Annotated in this window: 24 protein-coding genes and 1 pseudogene; 7 read left to right on the plus strand and 18 right to left on the minus strand. The window is 43.3% G+C overall.

The genetic code is table 11. The annotated features are described in order from the left end of the window. Positions 1–11: 11 nt before the first annotated feature. Positions 12–464: a hypothetical protein gene (locus NYE50_RS21630; RefSeq protein WP_103526405.1), complete on the minus strand. Its 453-nt coding sequence runs from the start codon at positions 462–464 to the stop codon at positions 12–14. Positions 465–768: 304 nt separating this feature from the next. On the opposite strand from NYE50_RS21630, the gene NYE50_RS21635 reads away from it, so the two are divergent. Continuing rightward, positions 769–1,314: a hypothetical protein gene (locus NYE50_RS21635; protein ID WP_014419372.1), complete on the plus strand. Its 546-nt coding sequence runs from the start codon at positions 769–771 to the stop codon at positions 1,312–1,314. 128 nt (positions 1,315–1,442) lie between these two features. Here the strand turns inward: NYE50_RS21635 and NYE50_RS21640 are convergent, their stop codons facing one another. The 3 genes from NYE50_RS21640 to NYE50_RS21650 all read right to left on the minus strand — a co-directional run bounded on the left by NYE50_RS21640 (position 1,443) and on the right by NYE50_RS21650 (position 3,624). Continuing rightward, positions 1,443–1,901 (minus strand): stage III sporulation protein AH, encoded by a 459-nt coding sequence (locus NYE50_RS21640; protein ID WP_094296154.1) that lies wholly within the window; start codon positions 1,899–1,901, stop codon positions 1,443–1,445. Positions 1,902–1,963: 62 nt separating this feature from the next. Next, on the minus strand, positions 1,964–2,749 hold the full coding sequence (locus NYE50_RS21645; protein ID WP_224988720.1) for an SAR2788 family putative toxin: 786 nt from the start codon (positions 2,747–2,749) through the stop codon (positions 1,964–1,966). A 14-nt stretch (positions 2,750–2,763) separates the two neighbouring features. Beyond that, the gene (locus NYE50_RS21650) at positions 2,764–3,624 is read right to left on the minus strand and encodes a S8 family peptidase (protein ID WP_254240888.1); all 861 of its coding nucleotides are present in this window, start codon (positions 3,622–3,624) and stop codon (positions 2,764–2,766) included. A gap of 518 nt (positions 3,625–4,142) precedes the next feature. Between NYE50_RS21650 and NYE50_RS21655 the strand changes: the two are divergent. Continuing rightward, positions 4,143–4,284 (plus strand): annotated as a pseudogene (locus NYE50_RS21655) (DUF255 domain-containing protein); the annotation flags it as partial. 42 nt (positions 4,285–4,326) lie between these two features. Here the strand turns inward: NYE50_RS21655 and NYE50_RS21660 are convergent. Continuing rightward, on the minus strand, positions 4,327–5,757 hold the full coding sequence (locus NYE50_RS21660) for an aminotransferase-like domain-containing protein (protein ID WP_224988718.1): 1,431 nt from the start codon (positions 5,755–5,757) through the stop codon (positions 4,327–4,329). A 128-nt stretch (positions 5,758–5,885) separates the two neighbouring features. On the opposite strand from NYE50_RS21660, the gene NYE50_RS21665 reads away from it, so the two are divergent. Then, on the plus strand, positions 5,886–6,797 hold the full coding sequence (locus tag NYE50_RS21665) for a DMT family transporter (RefSeq protein ID WP_224988717.1): 912 nt from the start codon (positions 5,886–5,888) through the stop codon (positions 6,795–6,797). A gap of 148 nt (positions 6,798–6,945) precedes the next feature. After that, positions 6,946–9,015, plus strand: a complete 2,070-nt coding sequence (locus NYE50_RS21670) for a thioredoxin domain-containing protein (RefSeq protein WP_224988716.1) — start codon at positions 6,946–6,948, stop codon at positions 9,013–9,015. Here NYE50_RS21670 and NYE50_RS21675 read toward each other — a convergent pair. Then, positions 9,012–9,908, minus strand: a complete 897-nt coding sequence (locus NYE50_RS21675) for a CPBP family intramembrane glutamic endopeptidase (protein WP_017418443.1) — start codon at positions 9,906–9,908, stop codon at positions 9,012–9,014. The genes NYE50_RS21670 and NYE50_RS21675 overlap by 4 nt on opposite strands. A gap of 214 nt (positions 9,909–10,122) precedes the next feature. On the opposite strand from NYE50_RS21675, the gene NYE50_RS21680 reads away from it, so the two are divergent. Continuing rightward, positions 10,123–11,454, plus strand: coding sequence for an MFS transporter (locus NYE50_RS21680; RefSeq protein WP_224988715.1), 1,332 nt, complete (start codon positions 10,123–10,125; stop codon positions 11,452–11,454). Positions 11,455–11,487: 33 nt separating this feature from the next. On the opposite strand, the gene NYE50_RS21685 is transcribed toward NYE50_RS21680, so the two are convergent. The 12 genes from NYE50_RS21685 to NYE50_RS21740 all read right to left on the minus strand — a co-directional run bounded on the left by NYE50_RS21685 (position 11,488) and on the right by NYE50_RS21740 (position 20,841). Then, a complete protein-coding gene (locus tag NYE50_RS21685) occupies positions 11,488–11,868 on the minus strand; it encodes a VOC family protein (protein ID WP_224988714.1) in 381 nt (126 codons plus the stop codon). A 56-nt stretch (positions 11,869–11,924) separates the two neighbouring features. After that, the gene (locus NYE50_RS21690; RefSeq protein ID WP_017418441.1) at positions 11,925–12,863 is read right to left on the minus strand and encodes a LacI family DNA-binding transcriptional regulator; all 939 of its coding nucleotides are present in this window, start codon (positions 12,861–12,863) and stop codon (positions 11,925–11,927) included. Positions 12,864–12,925: 62 nt separating this feature from the next. Continuing rightward, the gene (gene xth, locus NYE50_RS21695) at positions 12,926–13,684 is read right to left on the minus strand and encodes an exodeoxyribonuclease III (RefSeq protein WP_025650115.1); all 759 of its coding nucleotides are present in this window, start codon (positions 13,682–13,684) and stop codon (positions 12,926–12,928) included. Beyond that, the gene (locus NYE50_RS21700) at positions 13,681–14,238 is read right to left on the minus strand and encodes a methylated-DNA--[protein]-cysteine S-methyltransferase (protein WP_017418439.1); all 558 of its coding nucleotides are present in this window, start codon (positions 14,236–14,238) and stop codon (positions 13,681–13,683) included. Before NYE50_RS21700 ends, xth begins: the two co-directional genes overlap by 4 nt. Further along, entirely contained in the window at positions 14,235–14,816 is a 582-nt protein-coding gene (locus NYE50_RS21705) for a bifunctional transcriptional activator/DNA repair enzyme AdaA (RefSeq protein WP_017418438.1), read from the minus strand. The genes NYE50_RS21700 and NYE50_RS21705 overlap by 4 nt, the downstream gene beginning before the upstream one ends. Before the next feature lie 190 nt (positions 14,817–15,006). Further along, on the minus strand, positions 15,007–15,246 hold the full coding sequence (gene rpsR / locus NYE50_RS21710; RefSeq protein WP_004392983.1) for a 30S ribosomal protein S18: 240 nt from the start codon (positions 15,244–15,246) through the stop codon (positions 15,007–15,009). Positions 15,247–15,289: 43 nt separating this feature from the next. Beyond that, positions 15,290–15,808: a single-stranded DNA-binding protein SsbA gene (ssbA, locus tag NYE50_RS21715; RefSeq protein ID WP_004392979.1), complete on the minus strand. Its 519-nt coding sequence runs from the start codon at positions 15,806–15,808 to the stop codon at positions 15,290–15,292. Positions 15,809–15,847: 39 nt separating this feature from the next. Further along, the gene (gene rpsF / locus NYE50_RS21720) at positions 15,848–16,135 is read right to left on the minus strand and encodes a 30S ribosomal protein S6 (protein ID WP_004392977.1); all 288 of its coding nucleotides are present in this window, start codon (positions 16,133–16,135) and stop codon (positions 15,848–15,850) included. A 111-nt stretch (positions 16,136–16,246) separates the two neighbouring features. Then, on the minus strand, positions 16,247–17,347 hold the full coding sequence (ychF, locus tag NYE50_RS21725; RefSeq protein WP_004392975.1) for a redox-regulated ATPase YchF: 1,101 nt from the start codon (positions 17,345–17,347) through the stop codon (positions 16,247–16,249). Between the two features lie 126 nt (positions 17,348–17,473). Beyond that, positions 17,474–19,477: a molybdopterin-dependent oxidoreductase gene (locus NYE50_RS21730; protein ID WP_224988713.1), complete on the minus strand. Its 2,004-nt coding sequence runs from the start codon at positions 19,475–19,477 to the stop codon at positions 17,474–17,476. 46 nt (positions 19,478–19,523) lie between these two features. Then, positions 19,524–19,730: a DUF951 domain-containing protein gene (locus NYE50_RS21735; protein ID WP_174747442.1), complete on the minus strand. Its 207-nt coding sequence runs from the start codon at positions 19,728–19,730 to the stop codon at positions 19,524–19,526. 85 nt (positions 19,731–19,815) lie between these two features. Continuing rightward, on the minus strand, positions 19,816–20,841 hold the full coding sequence (locus tag NYE50_RS21740; RefSeq protein WP_094296139.1) for a YkvI family membrane protein: 1,026 nt from the start codon (positions 20,839–20,841) through the stop codon (positions 19,816–19,818). Positions 20,842–21,091: 250 nt separating this feature from the next. Here NYE50_RS21740 and NYE50_RS21745 point away from each other — a divergent pair, with 250 nt between their 5' ends. Together NYE50_RS21745 and yyaC are read left to right on the plus strand one after the other, a co-directional pair. Further along, entirely contained in the window at positions 21,092–21,343 is a 252-nt protein-coding gene (locus tag NYE50_RS21745; RefSeq protein WP_014419387.1) for a GNAT family N-acetyltransferase, read from the plus strand. A 264-nt stretch (positions 21,344–21,607) separates the two neighbouring features. After that, positions 21,608–22,222: a spore protease YyaC gene (gene yyaC, locus NYE50_RS21750; RefSeq protein ID WP_174747443.1), complete on the plus strand. Its 615-nt coding sequence runs from the start codon at positions 21,608–21,610 to the stop codon at positions 22,220–22,222. Positions 22,223–22,228 lie beyond the last annotated feature (6 nt).

A 22,228-nucleotide genomic window follows, 5' to 3' on the forward strand; every position in this document is an offset into this window, starting at 1 on the left:
TAGTCCTCCTTTTAGACAGTAGATGTCAGCTCCTTATCGCAAGGTTTTTTACCATTAAGAATATCTCTTGCAATAACGATTCCAGTAGTCGCTGCTTGAATAATTCCGCGTGCCCATCCAATGGCATCTCCGGCAACATAGAATCCAGGTACATTGGTACGAAGACCCTCTTCTGCTTGAACACGATCCCAGCATAGTTCCCATACCGGAGCGTGCAGTAAGGTATCACCATTAATTAGGTCTTCAGATAATAAAGACAAATGATTTAAAAATTCCTCCACTGCTTCTGTTACATATTGAGGAAGAACCCAATGCAGATTTGTTGGCGCTGCATCCGGCAGAGTAGATTTAATGCTATTCTGCTTCAATTTTTCTTCAATTGTTGGTATTCTGGCAACGAAACCTTCATAACGCTGGAATTGGTCAAACGGTATACTTAATTTTCCGGATACATATATAATCAACTTGAAAGAACGTTAGAAATAGTCGAAGAAAAAGCTGCAGCTGTAAACATACAATCTAAATGGACATTGATGGAGTATGCGTCGACAATATAACAATTAAATTAATTCAATTCGGTTCCTCTTTCCCTAAAGAAAAACTTGTGCCTAAAAATCAGTCACATCATCCATCTTCAGCCTCCAAACATTATCAAGCCTTGATGAGGCAAGCAAACACGGAGTATCATAGTTAGACACAACAAAAAAGATCTCATTATCCAAAGTCAGATTGAGTATTTTAGTTGTATAAAATAAAGGAGGAAAGAGATTGACTTTACATCATTTTATTGGGGCTGACAAAGAACTTCCTATTGGTGAGTATGGCAGGAATCCTACACTTAAGCCCATCTCCGAACTAGAAATAAAAGGAATTGATGTCAACAAACGCTCTCAATTTAAAAAAAATCGAAAGAATAGCGAAAATTCACTTGTAAAGGTTTATGACACAGAAGAAGATGCATACGGAATTGATATTGTTCATTTAGATCCTGGATATGAAGCAGTCAGAAACAAATTCACACATCCTTATATATATGAATTACAAGGGTACTTACACGCCAACAATACACCTGGCCAACGTAAATCTATTAAATCACTTTTTCTTTTCATTGAAAAACACTTGTCAAAAGGTGAATCAGTTGAAATATATTCCTGCTTAGATGGATATGAAGATGAAGATAAAGATGACAGTATGGATGTAGTTATCAATTTAAATACTTTACAATTTGGAAAACATATAAAGTTTAAAGATATAAATCACCTTAGTCATATATTCTATTTGGAAGATAAACAATATGTATTAGTCAAGAAATAAACAAGAAAAATCCCAATTGAATAATGTTAGTTTAATAAGTAAGGAAACCATTCTATACGGTTTCCTTACTTATATATATTATTATTCACTAAAAACCATGCAACTCTTTTATAAAAAGTTGAATGATTTTAATCCCATTTTTCAAAATGCACTTTGAATCCTGGTATACTCAATATTCTTTGTATTTCTTTATCATCTTCAGTATCGATATAACTTTCTTCTTCATGAGAGCATGTTACCAACCACTCCTTTCCATCTTTGAAAAAAGACAAGTCTTCTGGTAAATGTGGCTGCTCCCAAGCATATAAAGAATTTGCGGATTCTTTCAGAATGTTTTTTGCGTTTTCATCTGTATAATAGTAATAAACTTTTGCTTTTTGATTGTCTCCTAGAATAGTACTGGCCCATTCTGATTGCTCTTTCATTACTTTCAACGAACTTTCAAGTTTTTTTAACAGAGGATCGAATGATTTTAAAGATCCCATATCTTTTCTTAAAACTAAATGAAATTCGTCGCAAATTTCGAAAGCCAAATCAATTAACTCTGAATACAGCTGATCCTTTGGGTTGTGATCAATAATTAACATAGTTACCTCCTTCTCCTATCTTTTAATTACTTTAAAGTTAGATGTTTATAAATTAATTTATATTATCTTGCTGCACCATAGAAAGCATGAGCTTTCATACGGACACCTTTTCCATGTTTATACCTAGAGATCGAGTGATAATGATAATGTTTACCTTTACCCTTTTTATCTATCTCCGGACCAACTATTTTTTTAATCGGACTTGCGGCTTTAGCAATAGATTTGGCATTGTTCTTCGACGTAGACCAAGTGTCATCACCCCTTTTAAGGCGTGCAATTGCAGCAGGTCTTTTCAAACCATTACCGATAAATAATCCTTTAGACTTTCTTACTGCCATATAATGAGAATAGGTTCTTTTACGCTTCTTAAACTCAGAATAGGCAACATAAGTCACTCCTGAAATAGTCACAGCTAATCCAATTGAAATTAAATGCGCTAAAAGTGCCTCTCCAATAACTATTGCTATAGGTATAAACCAAACAAAAGAAGCTGTTACCTCATCTGAATTAATCTCATATTTTTTATTTGTTTCCGTATCAGTAAAAGTTGCTTCTATCTTCTCATTTGTAGCATTTTCAATATTAACTTTATATTCTTTACCTTTTTCACCAGTCTTCTGCGAAATTTCATCGGTTATTAATGAAAGTTTCATATTTTCTTTATCTAAAGTCATTAAACCTTTAACTCCGCCTTTTTCTGCTGTGATTACTAATTTCTCTTCATCGTTTGTTACAATTTGGTAATCCTTATTGTTTAATGCCTCAGCTTTTGATTCATTATGTAAAATAAAAGTGAAAGTTAATACTAGGCTTAAAATAACTGCAATACTCTTTTTAAAACATTTCATTCAAATTAACCCCTTTACTTAAAAGATAAAAAACCTTTTCCATAAATTTCATCTCTTCCTTTCTTTCCAAGATCGATGGACAATTTGGACAATACATGGTTAACCTGATTATAAATATCCTCTTTTGAATTAATTCCGAATTTATCTCTATTTTGTAAAATTAATGATATTACACCGGTAACATGTGCAGCTGCTAAAGATGTACCACTTTCAGTTTTATAGCCATTATTGAGGGATAGTATCGGTATATCTACACCAGGTGCAGAAAAGTCAATCTTTCCTTTAGGTGAAAAGTTAGCTATTTTATTATTTCTATCTACAGCATTAATAGAGAGAACTTTTTCATAAGCTGCTGGATAATCAACATCTCCGCCATAATTGTTACCTGCGGCCGCAACGATTATGATCCCACTGTTTACTGCTTTATCAATTGCACCTCTTAACAACGGTTTATCTTTGGATAATCCAAAACTCAAATTTATTACCTGAATATTATTATCAATACACCACTCTATAGCTTTAACAAGGTTATCTAATGAACCTTTTCCTTTTGAATTTAGTACTTTAACTGAATATATTTCAGTGTCTGGAGCAATTCCAACTAATCCAAAACTATTATCTTTAGCTGCTATAATGCCTGCAATAGCAGTTCCATGCCCCACATCATCATCTGAGGTTAAAGTCATGTTTATTGGATTAAATTCTCCTTTAACTTTCCCTTTTAAATCTTTATGCTCTTTATCAATACCACTGTCTAATATAGCAACTTTCACTTTCTGTTTCTCTCTTGAAGTCCATATTGAAGCAGCATTGATTTTTTTCACCCCCCCACGGTACTTCTTGTACACGGTTATGATTAATTTTTTCTGTTCCATTTCTCTCTATATGCTTAAAAATGAATAAAAAGCACGCAAAAAAACCTAATGTAAAGATTAATATAAATAATAAAATATGAGGTTTTTTAATTGATAACACCACTTTTTGAAGATTTGTAAATATTCTCATCCTTGGCCAAGAATAACAAATATATTATATCAATCTACAATTAAAAATCAAAGTTATTTTAGGAAATATTTCATTAATAAATTGCAGTTATAAAGTAGTGTATTTCTTAGTCACTATAAAGAAAATTGACCTTCAAATACATATTTAAAACAAATCTCAATAACTGGCATATTAACTTAAATAATTTTGAAGACTTCTGCTAGTGACGGTTTTAAAGATAATCTTTCTCTTACGGTTCTTTGAATATCAAGTTCTCCTCATTATTTTTAAACCAGTACCCCAACCGTAGTCAGCGAACAATCCGCCATTTAACTTAATCGAATTTGATCACCGGAGTTTTCTCTTTTTATCTCGAAAACTTCCCAGGATCATGAAAGCAGGTGAGCCCATGCCAATTAACAACAAACCCAATAGATTAATCGATGAGATGTCTCCATTTACTCCAACACGCCCACACCCCCGTAAACTGGCACCCGTGGGGAGAAGAAGCATTTGAAAAAGCGAAACGCGAAAACAAGCCGATTCTTGTCATTGATAGCATGTCTCTTTCTATTAAAGTAATCATTATATATTTATCTGCTTGCCAATTCCTTAATCATCAAACCCAATTCATAAATTCCCTTTTGAAGGTCTTCAAGAGATGCATAAGCATATGATAAGCGAATATAGTTCCCTTTTTCTTGAGCATAGATACTGCCGAGATTGAGAAGTATCCCTTTTGTCAAAGCTTTTGTATAAAGTAATTTCATAGATAGTGAAGGCAATATTTTTACCCAGACAAAGAATCCTCCCTTCGGCATATTCCATGTAGCGACATTCTTCAAATTGGTTTCTAAGAGACTCATGACCAATTGACTTCTCACCTGTTCTAGATGCTGCTGGTATTCACCGGATGTAAACCACTCTGCCGCTACTCTCTGGGATAACGAACTGGAGCCGTAATCTGTTTGCATTTTTATGTCGGATAAACGTTCAATCACTGGTTCCGGCCCGACGATCCATCCAATCCTCAAACCCGGACTTAATGTTTTCGATAAACTGCCTATGTAAAGCACATGCCCATTTTTATCTATTGTTTTAATAGGATCTGGAGGAATTTCATCGATCCATAACTCACGATAAATATCATCTTCAATAATGGGAAGCTGTGCATTCTCACTTGCCGCAAGGATTTCTTCTCGCCTCTTTTTTGACATTAAAATACCTGTCGGATTATGAAAACAAGGATTTGTATATAAAATAGCCCTCCCCCGTTCCCCCCTTGCCATGTGGATATGTTCCGGCAAAAGTCCATCATTATCCATAGGAACTCCAGTCAGCTTCATACCGGCTGATTGAAATACGTGTAATGAATAAAGATAGGAAGGCTGGTCAAGATAAACGGTCGATCCCCTTTGCAAAAGCCCCATTGATATCAGCTGCAAGGCTTGCAGCGCTCCAGAAACAATAAGAATGGAAGAAGATGAAGCTTGAATACCGATTGTTCTTAAATAGCCGCTTAATGCCTCTCTCAAAGGCAAATATCCTTTTGGTTCCTCATACCCGAATGCCTCTATGTTTTGAGATACCTTTCCCATCATCTTTTTCATAGCAGCTAAAGGAAAAATCTCATGTGAAAGTTCTCCTTTACTGAGCTGTATAAGATCGGAATTTGATTCTGATTTATTGATCTCTTGAACAATTTTTTGGCTTGGCTGCTGGATTCCGGAGGTTACATACTGATCCCAATCAGGGGCGGAATTCTTAGCCAAAAGTGTCCATGTATTGTTCGTAACAACTGTCCCTTTGCCCATTCTGCCTTCGATTAATCCATCCGCCGTCAATTCCTCTAAAGCTGTAATGACTGTGCTCCTGTTCACCTCAAAGTGTTTGGCAAGCGTGCGCTGGCTTGGAATCTTACTTCCAATCGGCCATTCTCCATTTCCTATTTTCTCTTTTATAAATTGAATGATTTGTATGTACTTAGGAAGCTTTTTCATCTTTTTTTCTTCTGGAGCGCTCATAAAAAGTATCCTCCTTAAAGTGGTTGGGTCAAAATCTATTTAACTGGTTGAAGTCATATCATCAAATCTTTATTAATATAGAAACACATTAAATAACTGGTTGGTTTTTGTAAAGAGGAGTGAGAAAGATGCGAAAGAAAACAGTTCGAATCGGTATATCTTACAGTCTGATGATTGGGTTGTGGGCATCAGCTTTCCCGGGAATTCGCGCGGGTTTGGAGAGTTACACGCCGGAACACCTCGCTTTGTTTCGCTTGTTGATTGGGTCAATGGCACTGGTGGTTTTTGCTGTTTTGACTCATATGCGTTTACCTGACATGAAGGATATCCCTGCTATTTTATCTTTAGGATTTTTAGGTTTTGCACTATATCACATTTTGCTGAATATCGGAGAAAAAACAGTCAGCGCAGGGGTAGCAAGCTTACTCGTGACCATGACACCTATTTTTTCTGCAATGTTATCCCGTCTGTTTTTTGGTGAACATTTTGGGCTTTATAAATGGATTGGCTCTATCATAAGTTTATTGGGTGTGTCGATCATTTCATTTGGGGCAGGAAACTATACAAATTCAGTGAACGGCATTTTGTTAATCCTGCTGGCAGCTTTTTCGGAGAGTATTTATTTCGTTTTTCAAGCCCGCTATATAAAAAAATATGGATTTATTCCATTCGTTACATTCACTATTTGGGGCGGGACAGTACCTATGATTGTGTTTTTGCCTGGCTTAGGGGAAGAGTTTTTGAACGCTTCAATGAACTCAACATTGTCTATCGTTTACTTAGGTTTATTACCAACGGTTGTGCCTTACTTTGCACTTGCGTATGTAACTTCACTCGTCGGTGCTTCAGAAGCAACCATTTCACTTTATTTAACACCAGCCGTAGCCTTGGCCATTTCTTGGGTGTGGTTAGGTGAGGTGCCTGCGTTTATTGCACTGACAGGCGGGATGGTTACAGTCGCCGGAGTGTGTTTCACCTATCTAACAGTAAATAAAACGATAAAGATTTTAAATCCTTATTTCTTATCTAAAAAGCAATAAGGTGGATGAAGTTTAATCCTGAAAATAGAGTCATAAGCAGTTCTCCTTTTTAATGACTTGGGTGTGGTTCACAAAGTTGAGTGTATGAATTTTTTTAGAGGATTGTGGTATGTTAAACATACAATATTAATAGAAAGCAGGTGATCCCATGCCAAACAATGGTAAACCCAACAGTCTAATCACGGAGAAGTCCCCCTATCTGCTCCAACACGCCCACAACCCCGTAAACTGGCTCCCTTGGGGAGAAGAAGCCTTTGAAAAAGCGAAACGCGAAAACAAGCCGGTTCTTGTCAGCATCGGCTATTCGACTTGTCATTGGTGCCATGTAATGGCTCACGAGTCCTTTGAGGACGAAGAGATCGCCCGTATTCTAAACGATAAATTCATAGCCATCAAGGTTGATCGTGAAGAGCGGCCTGATGTGGATTCCGTGTATATGAGAATCTGCCAGCTGATGACGGGGCAGGGCGGGTGGCCGCTGAACGTGTTCGTCACACCAGATCAAAAGCCGTTTTATGCGGGGACGTATTTTCCGAAGACGAGCAAATATAACCGTCCGGGCTTTATCGATGTGCTTGAACATCTGTCCGAAACGTTTGCGAATGACCGGCAGCATGTCGAGGATATCGCCGAAAACGCCGCCGCTCATCTTGAAGTTAAGGTTCACCCGGCTGAGGGCATGCTTGGCGAACAGGCGGTTCATGACACGTATCGCCAGCTGGCCGGCGGGTTTGATACGGTGTACGGCGGGTTCGGCCAGGCTCCGAAATTTCCGATGCCGCATATGCTCATGTTTCTGCTTCGCTACTACAGCTATACGGGCAAGGAACAGGCTTTGGCCGGTGTAACCAAGACACTCGACGGCATGGCGAACGGCGGGATTTTTGACCACATCGGGTTCGGATTCGCCCGCTACTCGACTGATAATGAATGGCTCGTGCCGCATTTTGAGAAAATGCTGTATGACAACGCCCTTCTCCTGACCGCATATACAGAAGCCTGCCAAGTCACGGGTAATGAGCGCTACAAACAGATTGCGATGCAGATCGTAACGTTTATTCAGCGGGAAATGATGCATGAAGACGGCAGCTTTTTCTCAGCTTTAGACGCTGATACCGAAGGCCGTGAGGGGAAATATTACATATGGTCCAAAAAAGAAATCATGAATCTTCTCGGTGATGAACTCGGCCCGCTTTACTGCAAGGTGTATAACATCACAGATCAAGGCAATTTTGAAGGCGAAAACATCCCGCACCTCATTTTCACGCGGCGTGAGGCCATCCTCGAAGAGACCGGCCTCACCGGAAATGAGCTGGCCGAACGCCTTGAAGAGGCAAGAACAAAATTGCTGGAGGCGCGTGAAAACAGAAGCTATCCGCATACAGATGACAAAGTGCTGACCTCATGGAACGCGCTCATGATTGCCGGGCTGGCAAAGGCCGCAAAGGTATTTCACGAGCCTGACTTTCTCAGCATGGCGGAAACAGCGATCCGCTTTCTCGAACGGCACCTCATGCCGGACGGGCGCGTCATGGTCCGCTATCGCGAGGGCGAAGTGAAAAACAAAGGGTTTATCGATGATTACGCTTTTCTCATCTGGGCTTACCTTGAACTGTATGAAGCGGGTTTTCATCCGTCTTATCTGCAGAAAGCGAAAACGTTATGTACAAGCATGCTGGAGCTGTTCTGGGATGAACGGCACGGAGGCTTCTTCTTTACGGGGAATGATGCCGAAACCCTTCTTGTCAGGGAAAAAGAGGTTTATGACGGGGCAGTGCCTTCCGGAAACAGCGCGGCTGCCGTACAGCTGCTTCGTCTCGGCCGCCTGACGGGTGACATATCACTGATTGAAAAAGCCGAAGCGATGTTTTCCGTGTTCAAACGGGAAATAGAGGCCTATCCGAGCAGCAACGCTTTCTTCATGCAAAGCGTACTGGCACACACAATGCCCCAAAAAGAAATCGTTGTTTTCGGAAGGAAAGATGACCCGGACAGAAAACGTTTCATTGAGGCGCTTCAGGAGCATTTCACTCCCGCCTATACGATTCTCGCCGCAGAACATCCGGAAGAGCTTGCCGGCATTTCTGACTTTGCCGCGGGTTATCAAATGATCGATGGGAAGACAACTGTCTACATTTGTGAAAATTTCGCCTGCCGGAGACCGACGACGGATATTGATGAAGCGATGAACACCTTACAAATCAGCAGCAGAGCCTAGGCGGCCTGCTGCTTTTCTTTTTTCACAAAACGGAACGCGAGCCATGCGAAGATAATATTGATCACCAGAGTCGATATGCAATCATATATTTCATAGCCGCCGGCTGCTGTTGTAAATATCGACGGAATGCCGCCGTACACCGAATGATCCTCTGTGAGAAAGATAAATAAAAACATATTATTGGCAGCGTGACCGCCAAGGGACATCTCCAGACTGCCGGTTTTAATCGTGATAAAGGTCCAGATCATGCCAATGGTGACATATCCGATTCCCGCCCAGAGAGCTCCATTTTCCATCTCCGGATTTCCGAAATGAAGTGCGCCGAATAATCCGCCGATAATGACTGTCAGAACCACCGCGTTTGCCGTCAATTTTCCGGCGAACTGAAGCAGAAAACCGCGAAAGAGAAATTCCTCCGCAGAGGTTTGAATCGGCACCAATAAGACGGCCGCCGCTAACAGCAGCAGAAAACGTGAAGCATGGAATTCCTGAAGCATGAAACGATCCGGATGAATTGTAAAATCAATCAGCCCCGCGACAAACATCAGCACAACATATGTGCCGAATCCAAAGAAAATCCTCTTCCAGTTCAGCGACTGATTCGGTGTGATGATGGATAAAAACCGCCGTTTCATAATGAAACGAACCGCTATCCAAATGCCCGGAATCGCAATGAAATAGACGATATGCTGTAAATAAATATCCGCCAGCGGGTCACTTAATGCCGCCTCATCCCAATTTATCGTCAGTGAAGGATTGAAAGCGGACGTGAGAAACATATAAAACACGGTCAGTATGCTTCCGAAAAAGAACAAACCCACAATGACCAACAGAGAAAGAAGATATCTCGATACACTATTTCTTCCCTCTGCGGGCCGTACAAACGTATTCATATTTATGCATCAACTTCCTTTCCTTCAACATTTTACAATATAAACAGAAACAGATATAGGAAATGTTATATATTTTAAGAAGAAAGCGCTATGCCGTTTCCTTTGGCTCTGGTTATTTACACTCTGTTTTTGCCAAAAAAAGACCTTTATAATGTATTCGTCAGATAAATTTACAGTATTTTCTGATTACAGTTGCAAAGTCAGGGGGTTTTTTATGAAACATCAGACATTCTCAAATGTAGCGAACCGATTAGACCGTCTCCCCATTTCGCGTGTGCACTATCAAGTATTAACCGCTCTCGGAATCATCTATTTTTTCGATCTCGCTGATCTGTTTACGCTCAGCAACGTGGCTCCGGCGCTGATTGAGCATTGGGGCGTGAAGCTGTCCACCATTGCCGACATTACGGCCGCATCCTTCCTGGGCATGTTTTTAGGCGCGTCCATCGGCGGAAGGCTGTCCGATCGGATCGGCAGGAAAAAAGCGCTGAATTGTTTTGTCCTTGTCTTTTCGGTCTCATCTTTTCTGAATGCGCTGGCATGGGACATTCCGTCCTTAATGATTTTCCGATTCTTGACCGGGCTCGGCGTCGCGGCCGCCATGATTGTGACGAACAGCTATTTGGCGGAATTTTTTCCATCCTCCGTACGGGGAAAATACATCTCCCTTTGCGCCATGATCGGACTGATCGGCGTTCCCGTCACAAACGTTGTTTCCGCTTTTGTCATTCCTTTAGGCTCATGGGGGTGGCGGCTCGTATTCGTATGGGGGGCGGCCGGTCTCATTTATTTCTTTTTTATCCGCCGGCTTGAGGAATCGCCGCGCTGGCACGAAAATCGGGGCGCATATGATCAGGCAAACACCATTATGAACCGTCTTGAAGCACGTATAGAGAAAGAAAAAGGCCCGCTTCCCGCGCCAAAAGAGGCGGCTGAAGTACATACAGTGAAGCACGCAGGCTACTTAGGGCTGTTTCAGGGCAGGAATTTAAAGATCACCATCATCCTGTCAGCGGTATGGATTCTTGAAACCTTTGGCTTTTACGGCTTTGCTTCATGGGTGCCCAGCCTGCTGAAAAGCAACGGCATCACCATGGAAAAAACGCTGTGGTACAATGTGCTTCACTCTGTCGGCGCGCCGCTTGGCGCATTGCTCGGTTCCATGATATCCGAGACGTTCCAAAGGAAATGGATTCTGGCCGCAAGCGCTTTTCTGACTGCCATTGCCGGACTGTTATACGGCATGACGTTTATTCCCATCATGATTATTGTGTTTGGATTTGTCGTCAACGTCACGGAACGGATTTTCACCTCAAACTTATACGCATATACATCGGAGCCGTATCCTACGGAATATCGCTCGGCCGGGAGCGGGCTGACGTACGGGCTCGGCCGTTTTTCCAATATATTCGGCTCCCTGCTCGTCGGATTTATTGCCGTTAAGCTCGGCTACATCAGCGTCTTTTTGTTCATCGGCGGCTGCTGGCTTCTATGTTCCGTTTTGTTAATCCTCTTCGGCCCGAAAACAAATGCTCAGCAAATTTAATCAAAAAAACAGTGCGGACTCACTCCGCACTGTTTACACTGTGATTTCTATCAAATTGCCTTCCCAATCCTCTATCACGCTCTCATAATATCCGTCACCCGTCACGCGCGGGCCGCTTACGACCTGAAATCCATCGTTTTTAAACGTCTCCGTCAATTCATTCACCCGCTCCTTGCTGCCTGTAGAAAATGCGAGATTCGCCCATCCGGTCATATTCTGTGACGGAGCTTCATCAATGCCGCCTTTTTTCATAAGTTCCAGCCTGCATCCGGAGTCAAATGTCAGAAAATACGATTTGAAATCTTTTTTCTCATTATGATAAAGGTCATTGGCCTTGGCGCCGAAGTATGTCTCATAAAATTCTTTCATCCGTTCTAAATCTTTCACCCATATCGCTGCATGTTCAATTCGCATATGTCCGCCTCCCTTTTTTTCTCAATCTATTTATAAAGCATGAAACCCATTTCAGCTCAAGACTTTTTCCGCTGAAATTGATGCATAATTTGTTTTTTAGCCGTTTCTTCGTGAAAAAACAGCAAAAATGCTTCCTTTCCGACCCGTTCCAAATGAAGTTCCAGAGATGGAATATTCAATGCCCGGCTGACGCTCAGATTTCCCTCGCCGATGATCTCCGCGTCCCATTTCTGTTCTTTCGCAAACTGGTACAAGCCGGCAGCCACATCATCACTGTGCGCATAGATGGCCGTCGGCGCCTTGTCGAAACCCCAGAAGTGCTCACCCGCCCGCTTTCCGTCGTCCATATCATGGCATCCGACCAGAATGCGGGTTTCATCAAGAGAGCCGAAAACCGCCTTATATGCGGTTACCTTGTCGGCCGTACTCGGGCTTTTTTCCGCTTCCCGCACACATGTAAAAGCAACGTCTTGATGCCCGCGGTTTTTCAAATACAAAAAGCTTTCTCTGTATGCTGCCTGCCTGTCATTATAAGCGCAGGGAATCTCTTGATGCTGTGTATATTCACAAGCGACAATGGGACCGTATTCCAGGTAAGGCACGGCGGTTTCCCATTCATTCGCACGGGACGTAACAATCAGTCCGTCAATCTTTTTCATTTTCAGCAGTTCGAAATATGTCAACTCTATAGCGGGGTCATAGTTGGTGGGGAGAAGGGTTGTCACGTAATCATGGGCAAACGCTTCCTTCGTGATACCGTTTACAATTTTGTCAAAGCAGGGATGGTCGCTGTACGGCAAAATCACGCCGATTGTATTGGTCTTTCCGCGAATCAGATCAATGGCAGTTCGGTTAGGGGTATAATCCAGCTCCTTCATCACTTGATTCACAAGACGCCTTTTCTCCTCAGATACGTACGGGTGTCGGTTTAATACGCGTGATACGGTGGCCACCGACACATTCGCCAGTTTCGCAATCTCTTTTATATTTGCCATGTGCTCCTCCATTTTCGGTGATAAAAAAGCAGCAAGAGTGGATTTCTCTTACTGCTATCTCATCATAAATCCACTGTCATTTCAACAGGGCAATGGTCAGAACCCATGATATCGGCACAAATGGCCGCTTCGCTGATCCGCTGCTTCAGTCTGTCTGAAACAATAACGTAATCAAGCCGCCAGCCGATGTTTTTCTCACGTGCGTTCGTCCTGTAAGACCACCAGGAATAGGCGCCTTCCCGATCAGGATATAAATAGCGGAATGAGTCGGTAAATCCGGCGTTCAGCAGGGCGCTGAACGCTTCCCGCTCCTGATCCGAGAAACCGGCGTTCTTCCGGTTGGCTTTCGGATTTTTTAAGTCTATCTCCCTGTGTGCGACATTCAGATCGCCGCATAAGATCACGGGCTTCTTCCGGTCAAGCTTCTGCAGATAATCCTTAAAATCGGCTTCCCATTGAAGACGGTAATCAATTCGCTCTAATCCGCGTTTGGCATTAGGCGTATAACAGTTGACGACAAACACATGCTCAAATTCAAGCGTGATCACCCGTCCTTCTTGATCATGGTCGTCAATCCCCAGTCCATAGAACACGTGCAGCGGCTTTTCTTTCGAAAAAACAGCCGTGCCTGAGTAGCCTTTTTTCACCGCATAGTTCCAATAGGCGTGATATCCTTCAGGCTGTAATGATACTTGTCCGTCCTGTACTTTTGTTTCTTGCAGACATAGAATATCGGCTTCCGTTTCCTGAACGTAAGTATTGATATCTATCTTTTTCATCACGGCACGCAAGCCGTTTACATTCCAAGAAATCAGTTTCATGTGTTCCCTCCTGTCCGGCTCAGCCGGTATTCCAGTGTTTCAATGTTTCCGCCCTCTAATGCCAGCAGCTGCTTTTTCATTTCTAAACCGCCTCTGAATCCGGTCAGTTTCCCGTTTTTCCCGATGACGCGATGGCACGGAACCGTAATCAATACCGGATTTTTTCCAATCGCGGCGCCCACGGCTCTTACGGCCGCCGGTTTCTGAATCATTTCTGCTATATCCGAATAGGAGTATGTCTCGCCGTACGGTATGTCCATAAGCGCTTTCCATACAGCAAGCTGAAATTCTGTCCCGTAAAGATCCACCGGCACTGAAAAAGCTGATCTGCCATTTTCAATGTACTCGGACAGCTCTGCCGTGTAAGACGCCAGCTTTTCATCATTACGTGCCAATCGGTATTGCGGTATTGCTTTTTTTGCCCACTGCTCAAGCTCTTCAAAGCTTCCATGATTTGACCCTATAAAGCAAAGCCCCTTAGATGTGGCGGCTGTATACAGGCTCCAATCATTCCGTGTGAAGAGTGTCCAATAGATCATAGGCTCTTTACTCATATTGAACCTCCCTGTCCCATTTTGGCCGTTTTTCTGTATTCTGTGGGCGAACTCCCGGTTCCCTTTTTAAAAAGGGTCGCGAAATGCGCTGTGTTTGGAATTCCGACAGTCAGAGCGATCTCCATGACTGTCATATCAGTATGCTTTAAAAGGTGTTCCGCCTTCGACAATCTTATTTTCTGTATATACGCAATCGGGGACATTCCCCTGATTTTTTTAAATGTCCGCTGTAAATGATAGGGGCTGCCGTGACACATTTCGGCCAGTACACTCAGAGTCAGGGATTCGTGATAATGGCGTTCAATGTATTCAATGATTTGAGCAATCCATTCTTCATCAGGAAGACGAAGACCGTTCGGCCGGCACCTTTTACAGGGACGAAAATGTCTCTCGAGCGCTGCATCAGCCGTATCAAACACCAGCACGTTTTCTTTATTCGGAACTCTCGATTTACAAGAAGGCCGGCAGAAAATCCCCGTCGTTTTTACTGCATAATAAAATACTCCGTCATAAGAAGCATCATTGCGTATGATTGCGCTCCACTTTTCATCAGTCAGGATATTTCTGTCTGTCTCCATCTCAGCCACCCCCTGTTTTTCAGTATAAACAAATTCATTGCATAAGTACGCGTTTTTGAATAGAGGAGCAAGATAACAAAGATAGGTGTCAGGAGCACTTCCATGTTTCATGTGAAACATTTCGGCAGGATGGAGGGGGACTGATATAAAAAAAGAGCAGGAGCCCGCAGGCTCTTGCTCTTTTTTCGGCTTACTCGCCAGTTACGTATGGAAGTAAAGCCATTTGACGTGCGCGTTTGATCGCGATAGTCAATTTACGTTGGTATTTCGCGTTTGTTCCAGTTACACGGCGAGGTAAGATTTTACCACGCTCAGAAACAAACTTTCTAAGAAGATCTACATCTTTGTAATCGATGTGCGTAATGCCGTTAGAAGTGAAGTAACAAACCTTACGGCGTTTCGCACGACCGCCTCTGCGTCCTCCTGCCATTGTCATTTCCCACCTTTCTCGTTATGAATATAGCGATAATCTATTAGAACGGAAGATCATCATCCGAGATGTCAATCGGCTTGCCGTCGTTGGCAAATGGATCATCATTAAAGCTGTTCCCTTGATTTCGTCTCTGGTTGTTCTGATTTCCGCCGAACGGATTATCATTTTGGCCTCCGCCAAAGTATTGGCCTCCGCCGCTGTTTCCTTCGTTGTATCCGCCTGATCCAGAACCGCCGCTGTTTTTAGGCTCAAGAAATTGAACACTTTCAGCTTGGACTTCTGTCACGAAGACACGCTGTCCCTGCTGATTTTCATAATTTCTTGTCTGGAGTCGGCCGTCTACGCCGGCAAGGCTTCCTTTTTTAAGAAAGTTTGCAACGTTTTCGGCTTGTCTTCTCCAAGTGACACAATTAATGAAATCGGCTTCACGTTCTCCGGACTGGTTCGTGAATGTACGATTCACAGCAAGAGTAAACGTGGCGACAGCCGCACCGCTTGGCGTATAACGAAGCTCTGGGTCTTTTGTCAGTCTTCCGACTAATACAACTCGGTTAAGCATATGAAAGACCACCTTTTAACATTATATATTTCAAATTGCTTATTCTTCTTCTTTAACAACGATGTGGCGAATGATATCGTCACTGATCTTAGCTAAACGGTCGAATTCAGCAACCGCTGCAGCTTCAGACTGAACGTTTAAGATTTGGTAGAAACCGTCACGGAAATCATTGATTTCGTAAGCAAGACGACGTTTACCCCAATCTTTTGTTCCAGTGATCTCCGCTCCGTTAGAAGTCAATACGTTGTTGAAACGCTCGATAACTGCCTTCTTTGACTCTTCGTCAATGTTCGGACGGATAATGTACATAACTTCGTACTTTTTCATCTGTTTGCACCTCCTTTTGGTCTAAGCGGCCCTATAATGGGCAAGGAGCAATAATTCTATTACTCACAAGTTTATATTATACCAAAGTTCTTGTCCCTTTACAACTGTGTCCTATACATTAAATCGGAAATGAATGACATCTCCGTCTTGGACTACATATTCCTTACCTTCCAGACGCACTTTCCCGGCTTCTTTCGCTCCGGACATTCCGCCGCCTGCCAAAAGGTCTTCATAAGCAACCGTTTCAGCGCGGATAAAGCCGCGTTCAAAGTCAGTGTGGATGATACCCGCACACTCAGGAGCTTTCATGCCTTTTCTGAATGTCCATGCGCGCACTTCCTGTTCGCCCGCCGTAAAGTATGTCGCAAGACCGAGAAGAGAGTATGACGCTTTAATCAGCTGATCAAGACCTGACTCTTCGATGCCGAGCTCCTCAAGGAACATTTGCTTTTCTTCGCCTTCCAATTCAGCAATTTCAGACTCAATTTTCGCGCAGACGACGATAACCTCGGCGTTTTCACCCGCGGCGTACTCCCGGATTTTCGCAACATATTCATTATCTGAAGGATCAGCCACTTCATCCTCGCTTACATTTGCTACATAAAGCACGGGTTTTGACGTAAGCAAATGAAGCTGCTTCACAAGCTTTTGCTGTTCTTCCGTAAATTCAACGGAACGGGCAGGCTTTTCTTGTTCGAAAGCTTCTTTTAATTTAGACAGAATGTCAAATTCAAAAACCGCTTCTTTGTCTTTTTGCTTCGCAAGCTTGCTTACACGCGTGATGCGTTTTTCGACTGTCTCCATGTCGGCAAGAATCAATTCAAGGTTGATCGTTTCAATATCGTCAATCGGATCGACTTTCCCTGACACGTGCGTAATATTGTCATCAGCGAATGCCCGTACAACGTGACAGATCGCATCTACCTGACGGATATGAGAAAGAAACTTATTTCCGAGTCCTTCACCTTTAGATGCCCCTTTTACGATCCCCGCGATATCAGTGAATTCAAACGCAGTCGGCACCGTTTTTTTCGGGTTCACCAATTCAGTCAGCTTTTGCAGACGTTCATCCGGCACTTCCACGATTCCCACGTTCGGATCAATTGTACAGAACGGGTAGTTGGCTGATTCGGCACCAGCCTGGGTAATTGCATTAAATAACGTCGATTTTCCGACATTCGGCAAACCGACAATTCCAGCAGTTAAAGCCATTCTTTCATCTCCTCTATATCAAACCATCATCGTATAAACGTATTGTAAACCTAGAGCAATTATAAGGAGGTTCATAGGAAAAGACAAGCTGAGAAAAAAGCATTTCCCGCCCTCTCTCTCCTTAGATTATCCTTTTTTAACCGCTACCAGACAGTCAAAAAGCGTACTTCCCATTCCATTATCGGAATTTGAATCCTTTGTGAGCATGTTGACGGAGCCTCCGAATGCCGCCCACATGCCTTCATCTATATTCACCGTCTTCGGGTGAGCCTGCTTCATGATTTTCACCCTGCCGCGCAGACGGCCGCGGTCATTGTATACCTCTGCCGTATCTCCGTCTTGAAGTGAAAGCTCCTCGGCGATATCCGGCGACAGATCCACCTGAATCTGCTGAAGCTTTTCAATAAACGGCACGTGCTGTGAATGATTGGAGCGCTGCGGGTGAATGGACAGCAGCGTATACGGGTATTTCCCGGCAAGCCCGGCGTCATGATAAACAGACTCCTCCGGCACCTCCAATTGAGGGAGGCCGCTGTATCCTTTCTCTTCTGCCAGTGACGAGACGAATTCAAATTTTCCGCTCGGGGTTAAAAATTGAAAATCACTCCACGGAACCTGTTTGACCGGAAGCGGCATATGTCCTTTTTCCTTTAATTGCTCAAGGGTGATTCCTTCTTTCTCCAAAGAAGAGAGCCCCATTTTTAAGAAATCTTCCGTACTGTAATCAAACAGCTCCCCGAATCCGAGACGCTTTGCGAGTTCCGTCCAGATCCAGCGGTCTGATTTTGCCTCTCCCTGCGGTTCCGCAAGCTTCTTGCCATATTGAACATAGTGATGATACATGCTGGAATAATAAATATCTTCCTCTTCGAAAACAACGGCCGTCGGCAGCACATAGTCACAGAGCTTCGCCGTATCGGTCATGACCGAATCAATGGCCACTGTGACCGGTGTTTTTTCAAACGCTTCCTGCACTTTTTTTGTATTCGGCACCTGTGTCAGCGGATTGCCGCACGTCACGATGATCATCTCAATCGGCGGATCGGCTGCATTCAGCGCCTCTTCAGCTTGAGTCATCATCGAAAACGTTCTCGAACTTTTCTTCAGATCAGGACGGGTGAGCTCGGCCTTTGCAAAGCTTTCACCGACTTGCACATTTCCGAAGTTTGCGCCGCCGCCTTTGATACCGACATTTCCGCTCGCCGCAGCTAAAGCGTCAATCCACCGTATCGTCCCGCCCCCGTTTTTATATCTCTGCATCCCAAGACCCATAAAAGTGGAGGCGGGACCGTCAGCATATAAATCAGCAAGATATTCAAGCACTTCTAAAGACGTTTCTGTTTTCTCAATGATCTCCTCAAAAGAAATCGTCTTCAGAAGCTTTTCTATTTCTTCAAAACCGACCGAATGCCTTTGAATGAAACCGGAATCGGTTCTGCCGGTTTGGCATAATATTTTTAAAACACCCGCCGCAAGCCAGCCATCCATGCCGGGTTTGACGGATATATACCGATCGGCAAGCTTTGCAGTCGGGTTAAAAATAGGATCAATGACCGTCAGTGTCGCTCCTTTTTTCTTCACCTGCTGCAGATGATGATAGAGGTGCATATTCGTCCGGGACACGTTTCTGCCCCATACGATCACATGCTTGCTGTGATAAATATCAAGCGGTCCATGCCCGTAAGAACGCCCGAAATCCCAGCGCTGCGCTTCAATGCCGGAACCCCAGCAAATGCTGCCCGCAATCTCCGTTGCACCGCCGTATCCATTGAAAAAACGCTGGTCGAGCGCCTTCAAAAGACCGTTATTGGCGTAATCATGACTGTGCAGCACTGCGGCAGTGCCCAACGTCTCCTTAATCACCGCCATTTTTTCCGCGATTTCATCTAACGCCTGCTCCCAGGAAATGCGGACAAATTCGCCGTCTTTCTTTTTTAAAGGAAAACGAAGCCGTTCCGGCGCATTCGTTTTCGTCTCCAGCATTCTGCCCCGGCCGCAAATTTTTCCTTCCGTAATGGGATGATTCGGGTCTCCGTCTACTTTCGTCACCTTTCCATCCTCAACTGTCACCAAAAAGCCGCAGCTGTCCCAGCAATTCAGCGGGCACGCTGACTGATGCACTTTGCTCATCGGGCCTCTTCCTCTCCTCTATATGAAAAAGCATGAGCGCCAGCCCTTATGATGTAGGCTCCTCATGCTTGACGAGTACTTTTTTCAGCTTTCTCTCAAAATCTCTTCTCGGAATCATGACACTGTGGGAACAACCCGTGCATTTGATCCGAATATCCATTCCCATCCGGATGATTTGCCACCTGTTTTCACCGCAAGGATGCGGTTTCTTCATTTCAACAATATCATTCAGGCCAAAGTCTTTATCCGCCAAGACCCTTCACCTCTCTCCATAGACTGCTTTATTTATTGTACAAAAAAAGACAGGATAAGAGCAACGGCCGCACTCAAAATGAGCATTATACTTTTTTCCATCTCCCTAAAATAGGGTAAAGAAGAAGACATACCAGCAAATAAAGACTTAAAAGCCCGTAAATGGGATATAAAATGGCGATCAAATCTGAAAAACCGATTGTCGTAAAAGGCACCATCACAGCTAAAAGAAGAGATACGAGCGTCCATCTCGGCAATTTCACAAATGCAAGCATGCGGCTGGAAAGCCCGAACAGACCGGTCACGGTTGTCGTATAGATGGCTAAAAAAAGCACGGCGGCCATACAAAGAAATAACGGATAAGGAGCGCCTTCAAGGACGGCGAAAAGAGGCATCTCATATTGTGTAAGACTGCCTGAAAGCTGCACAAGTGTTTCATTGTAAACAAATGAAATCACACCGAAAATCAGCCCGCTTGCAACGCTTGCGATTTTCGCTTCTCCCAGTCCTTTCATATCTTTCCCGATTGAAGAAAGAACAGCGACAACAGAAAGGATGTTTAAGGACGTGAAGGTAATGCTTGCCGGCCAATTATACTGGCGGGTCAAATCTATCGTCCACGTGTAATGATGGGTTGTCTGAAAAAAGACCAATGCATATAACAGCCCCGCTACAAGAATCGGTATCAAAATACTATTCAGAGATAATATTCCTTTTATATCCCAAAAGAATAAACCGACGGTCACAATGCAAAGAAGAAAAATACCGATCCAAAACGGCAGCTTGTACATTTGCAGCGTCACACCGCCGCCGGCAATCATAACCATCGTCATTGAAAACAAATAAAACATAATAAGCACATCATAGACTTTAGCAAGAGCCGGCCCCATCAGATGCTCAAGCACAGGTAAAAAGTGCGTTGATTGAACCCGATAGCTGATCTTCAACACAATATAAGCCGAAATCGTAAACATGACTGTAAACAATACAATAGCCAGTCCGCTTTCGACACCGAAAAACTGCCATATTTCCTGCCCGCTTGCATACCCAGCCCCAATCTGGCTGCTTAATATGAGCAGCATCCACTTCATCCCGGCTCTCCACACCCTCATCACCTCATAAAATTTCTGATAATCTCCGCATATTGCTACTATATTGAGTGACAGCGGCAATCATTCATACAAATGGGACAAATATGGTATGATAACGACGATTGACTATTCAGAAAATTTTATTTATATAAGGAGCTCAAATCGTGTACATCAGGCGTTTAACCGTATGTGATACCAAGCCTTACTCCGATATCAGGCTCAAAGCTTAAAAGATCACCCGGACGCGAGGCTTGAATCCGGCAATGCCATCGTGCTTGGCGCCTTTGAAAAAGACAGACTGATAGGAATCCTCAAGATCTCCAAGCATTCGCTGTTTAACCTAAGACACATTGCGGTTATCGGTTCTATGTATATTTCCCCCAAACATCGAAGGTCAGGCGCGGGAAAAGCGTTACTGACGGAAGCCATCAGCCAGGCAGCAAAAAAGATGAAAGACACAGAACAGCTCCCTCTCTCTGTTACTCAACAAATGAACCCGCAAAAAAACTCTACGCTCAGTTAGGATTTACCCTCTTTTCTACAGAAAAAAGAGCGCTGAAATTAGATCATCAGCAATATGTAATGTAGATCAAATGGTCTTATTTCTTTCATGAACTTAAAGAATAACTGCTCTGAGTTCTTTTTTCTATCCCGCTCTTTTCAAACAACCGGCATGCTGATCATGACATAAGCATAAAAAAAGGCAGCGCTGGATATACTGTAAACAACCTACATCACCAAAAACAACAATGTAATACTCGTATGACATGACAAGGAAGTGAACCTTATGAATCGAAAAGGCGGGCTTTTTTCTCAAGAACGGGCAAAACAATATGTATCTCATACGGATTCTTCTGCTGCGAATCAAATACAAGCGATCCTTACTTCATCTTTACGTAAAGCAGCCGGCAGACCGTTAGTCACCGTGTGTATCGGTACAGATCGGTCGACCGGAGATTCATTAGGTCCGCTCGTAGGAACAAAGTTAGAAAAAATGAATTTAGGCAGATTTCACGTTTACGGCACGCTGTCAGATCCTGTTCACGCCGTCAATATGAAAGACAAGCTGAAAGATATTCAACATCTACATAAAAATCCGTTTATTATAGCGGTTGATGCTTGTTTAGGCCGCGTCAAAAGCGTAGGCTCATTTCAAATCGGCGATGGACCGCTGAAGCCCGGAGCAGGTGTTCAAAAAGACCTTCCTGAAATCGGTGACGTCCATATCAACGGAATCGTCAATGTCAGCGGGTTTATGGAGTATTTTGTCCTGCAGAATACGAGGCTTCATCTTGTTATGAGCATGGCAAATGTTTTAGCAGAGGGGTTACAGCTGACAGATAAATCAGAAGGCCGGCAGGAACGGCTCAGTCCGTTTCATAAGCTGACAAGACGTATATAAAAAACC

The sequence above is a fragment of the Bacillus sp. EU55 genome (assembly GCF_038005925.1).
In the GTDB taxonomy this organism is placed as follows: Bacteria; Bacillota; Bacilli; order Bacillales; family Bacillaceae; genus Bacillus; species Bacillus velezensis.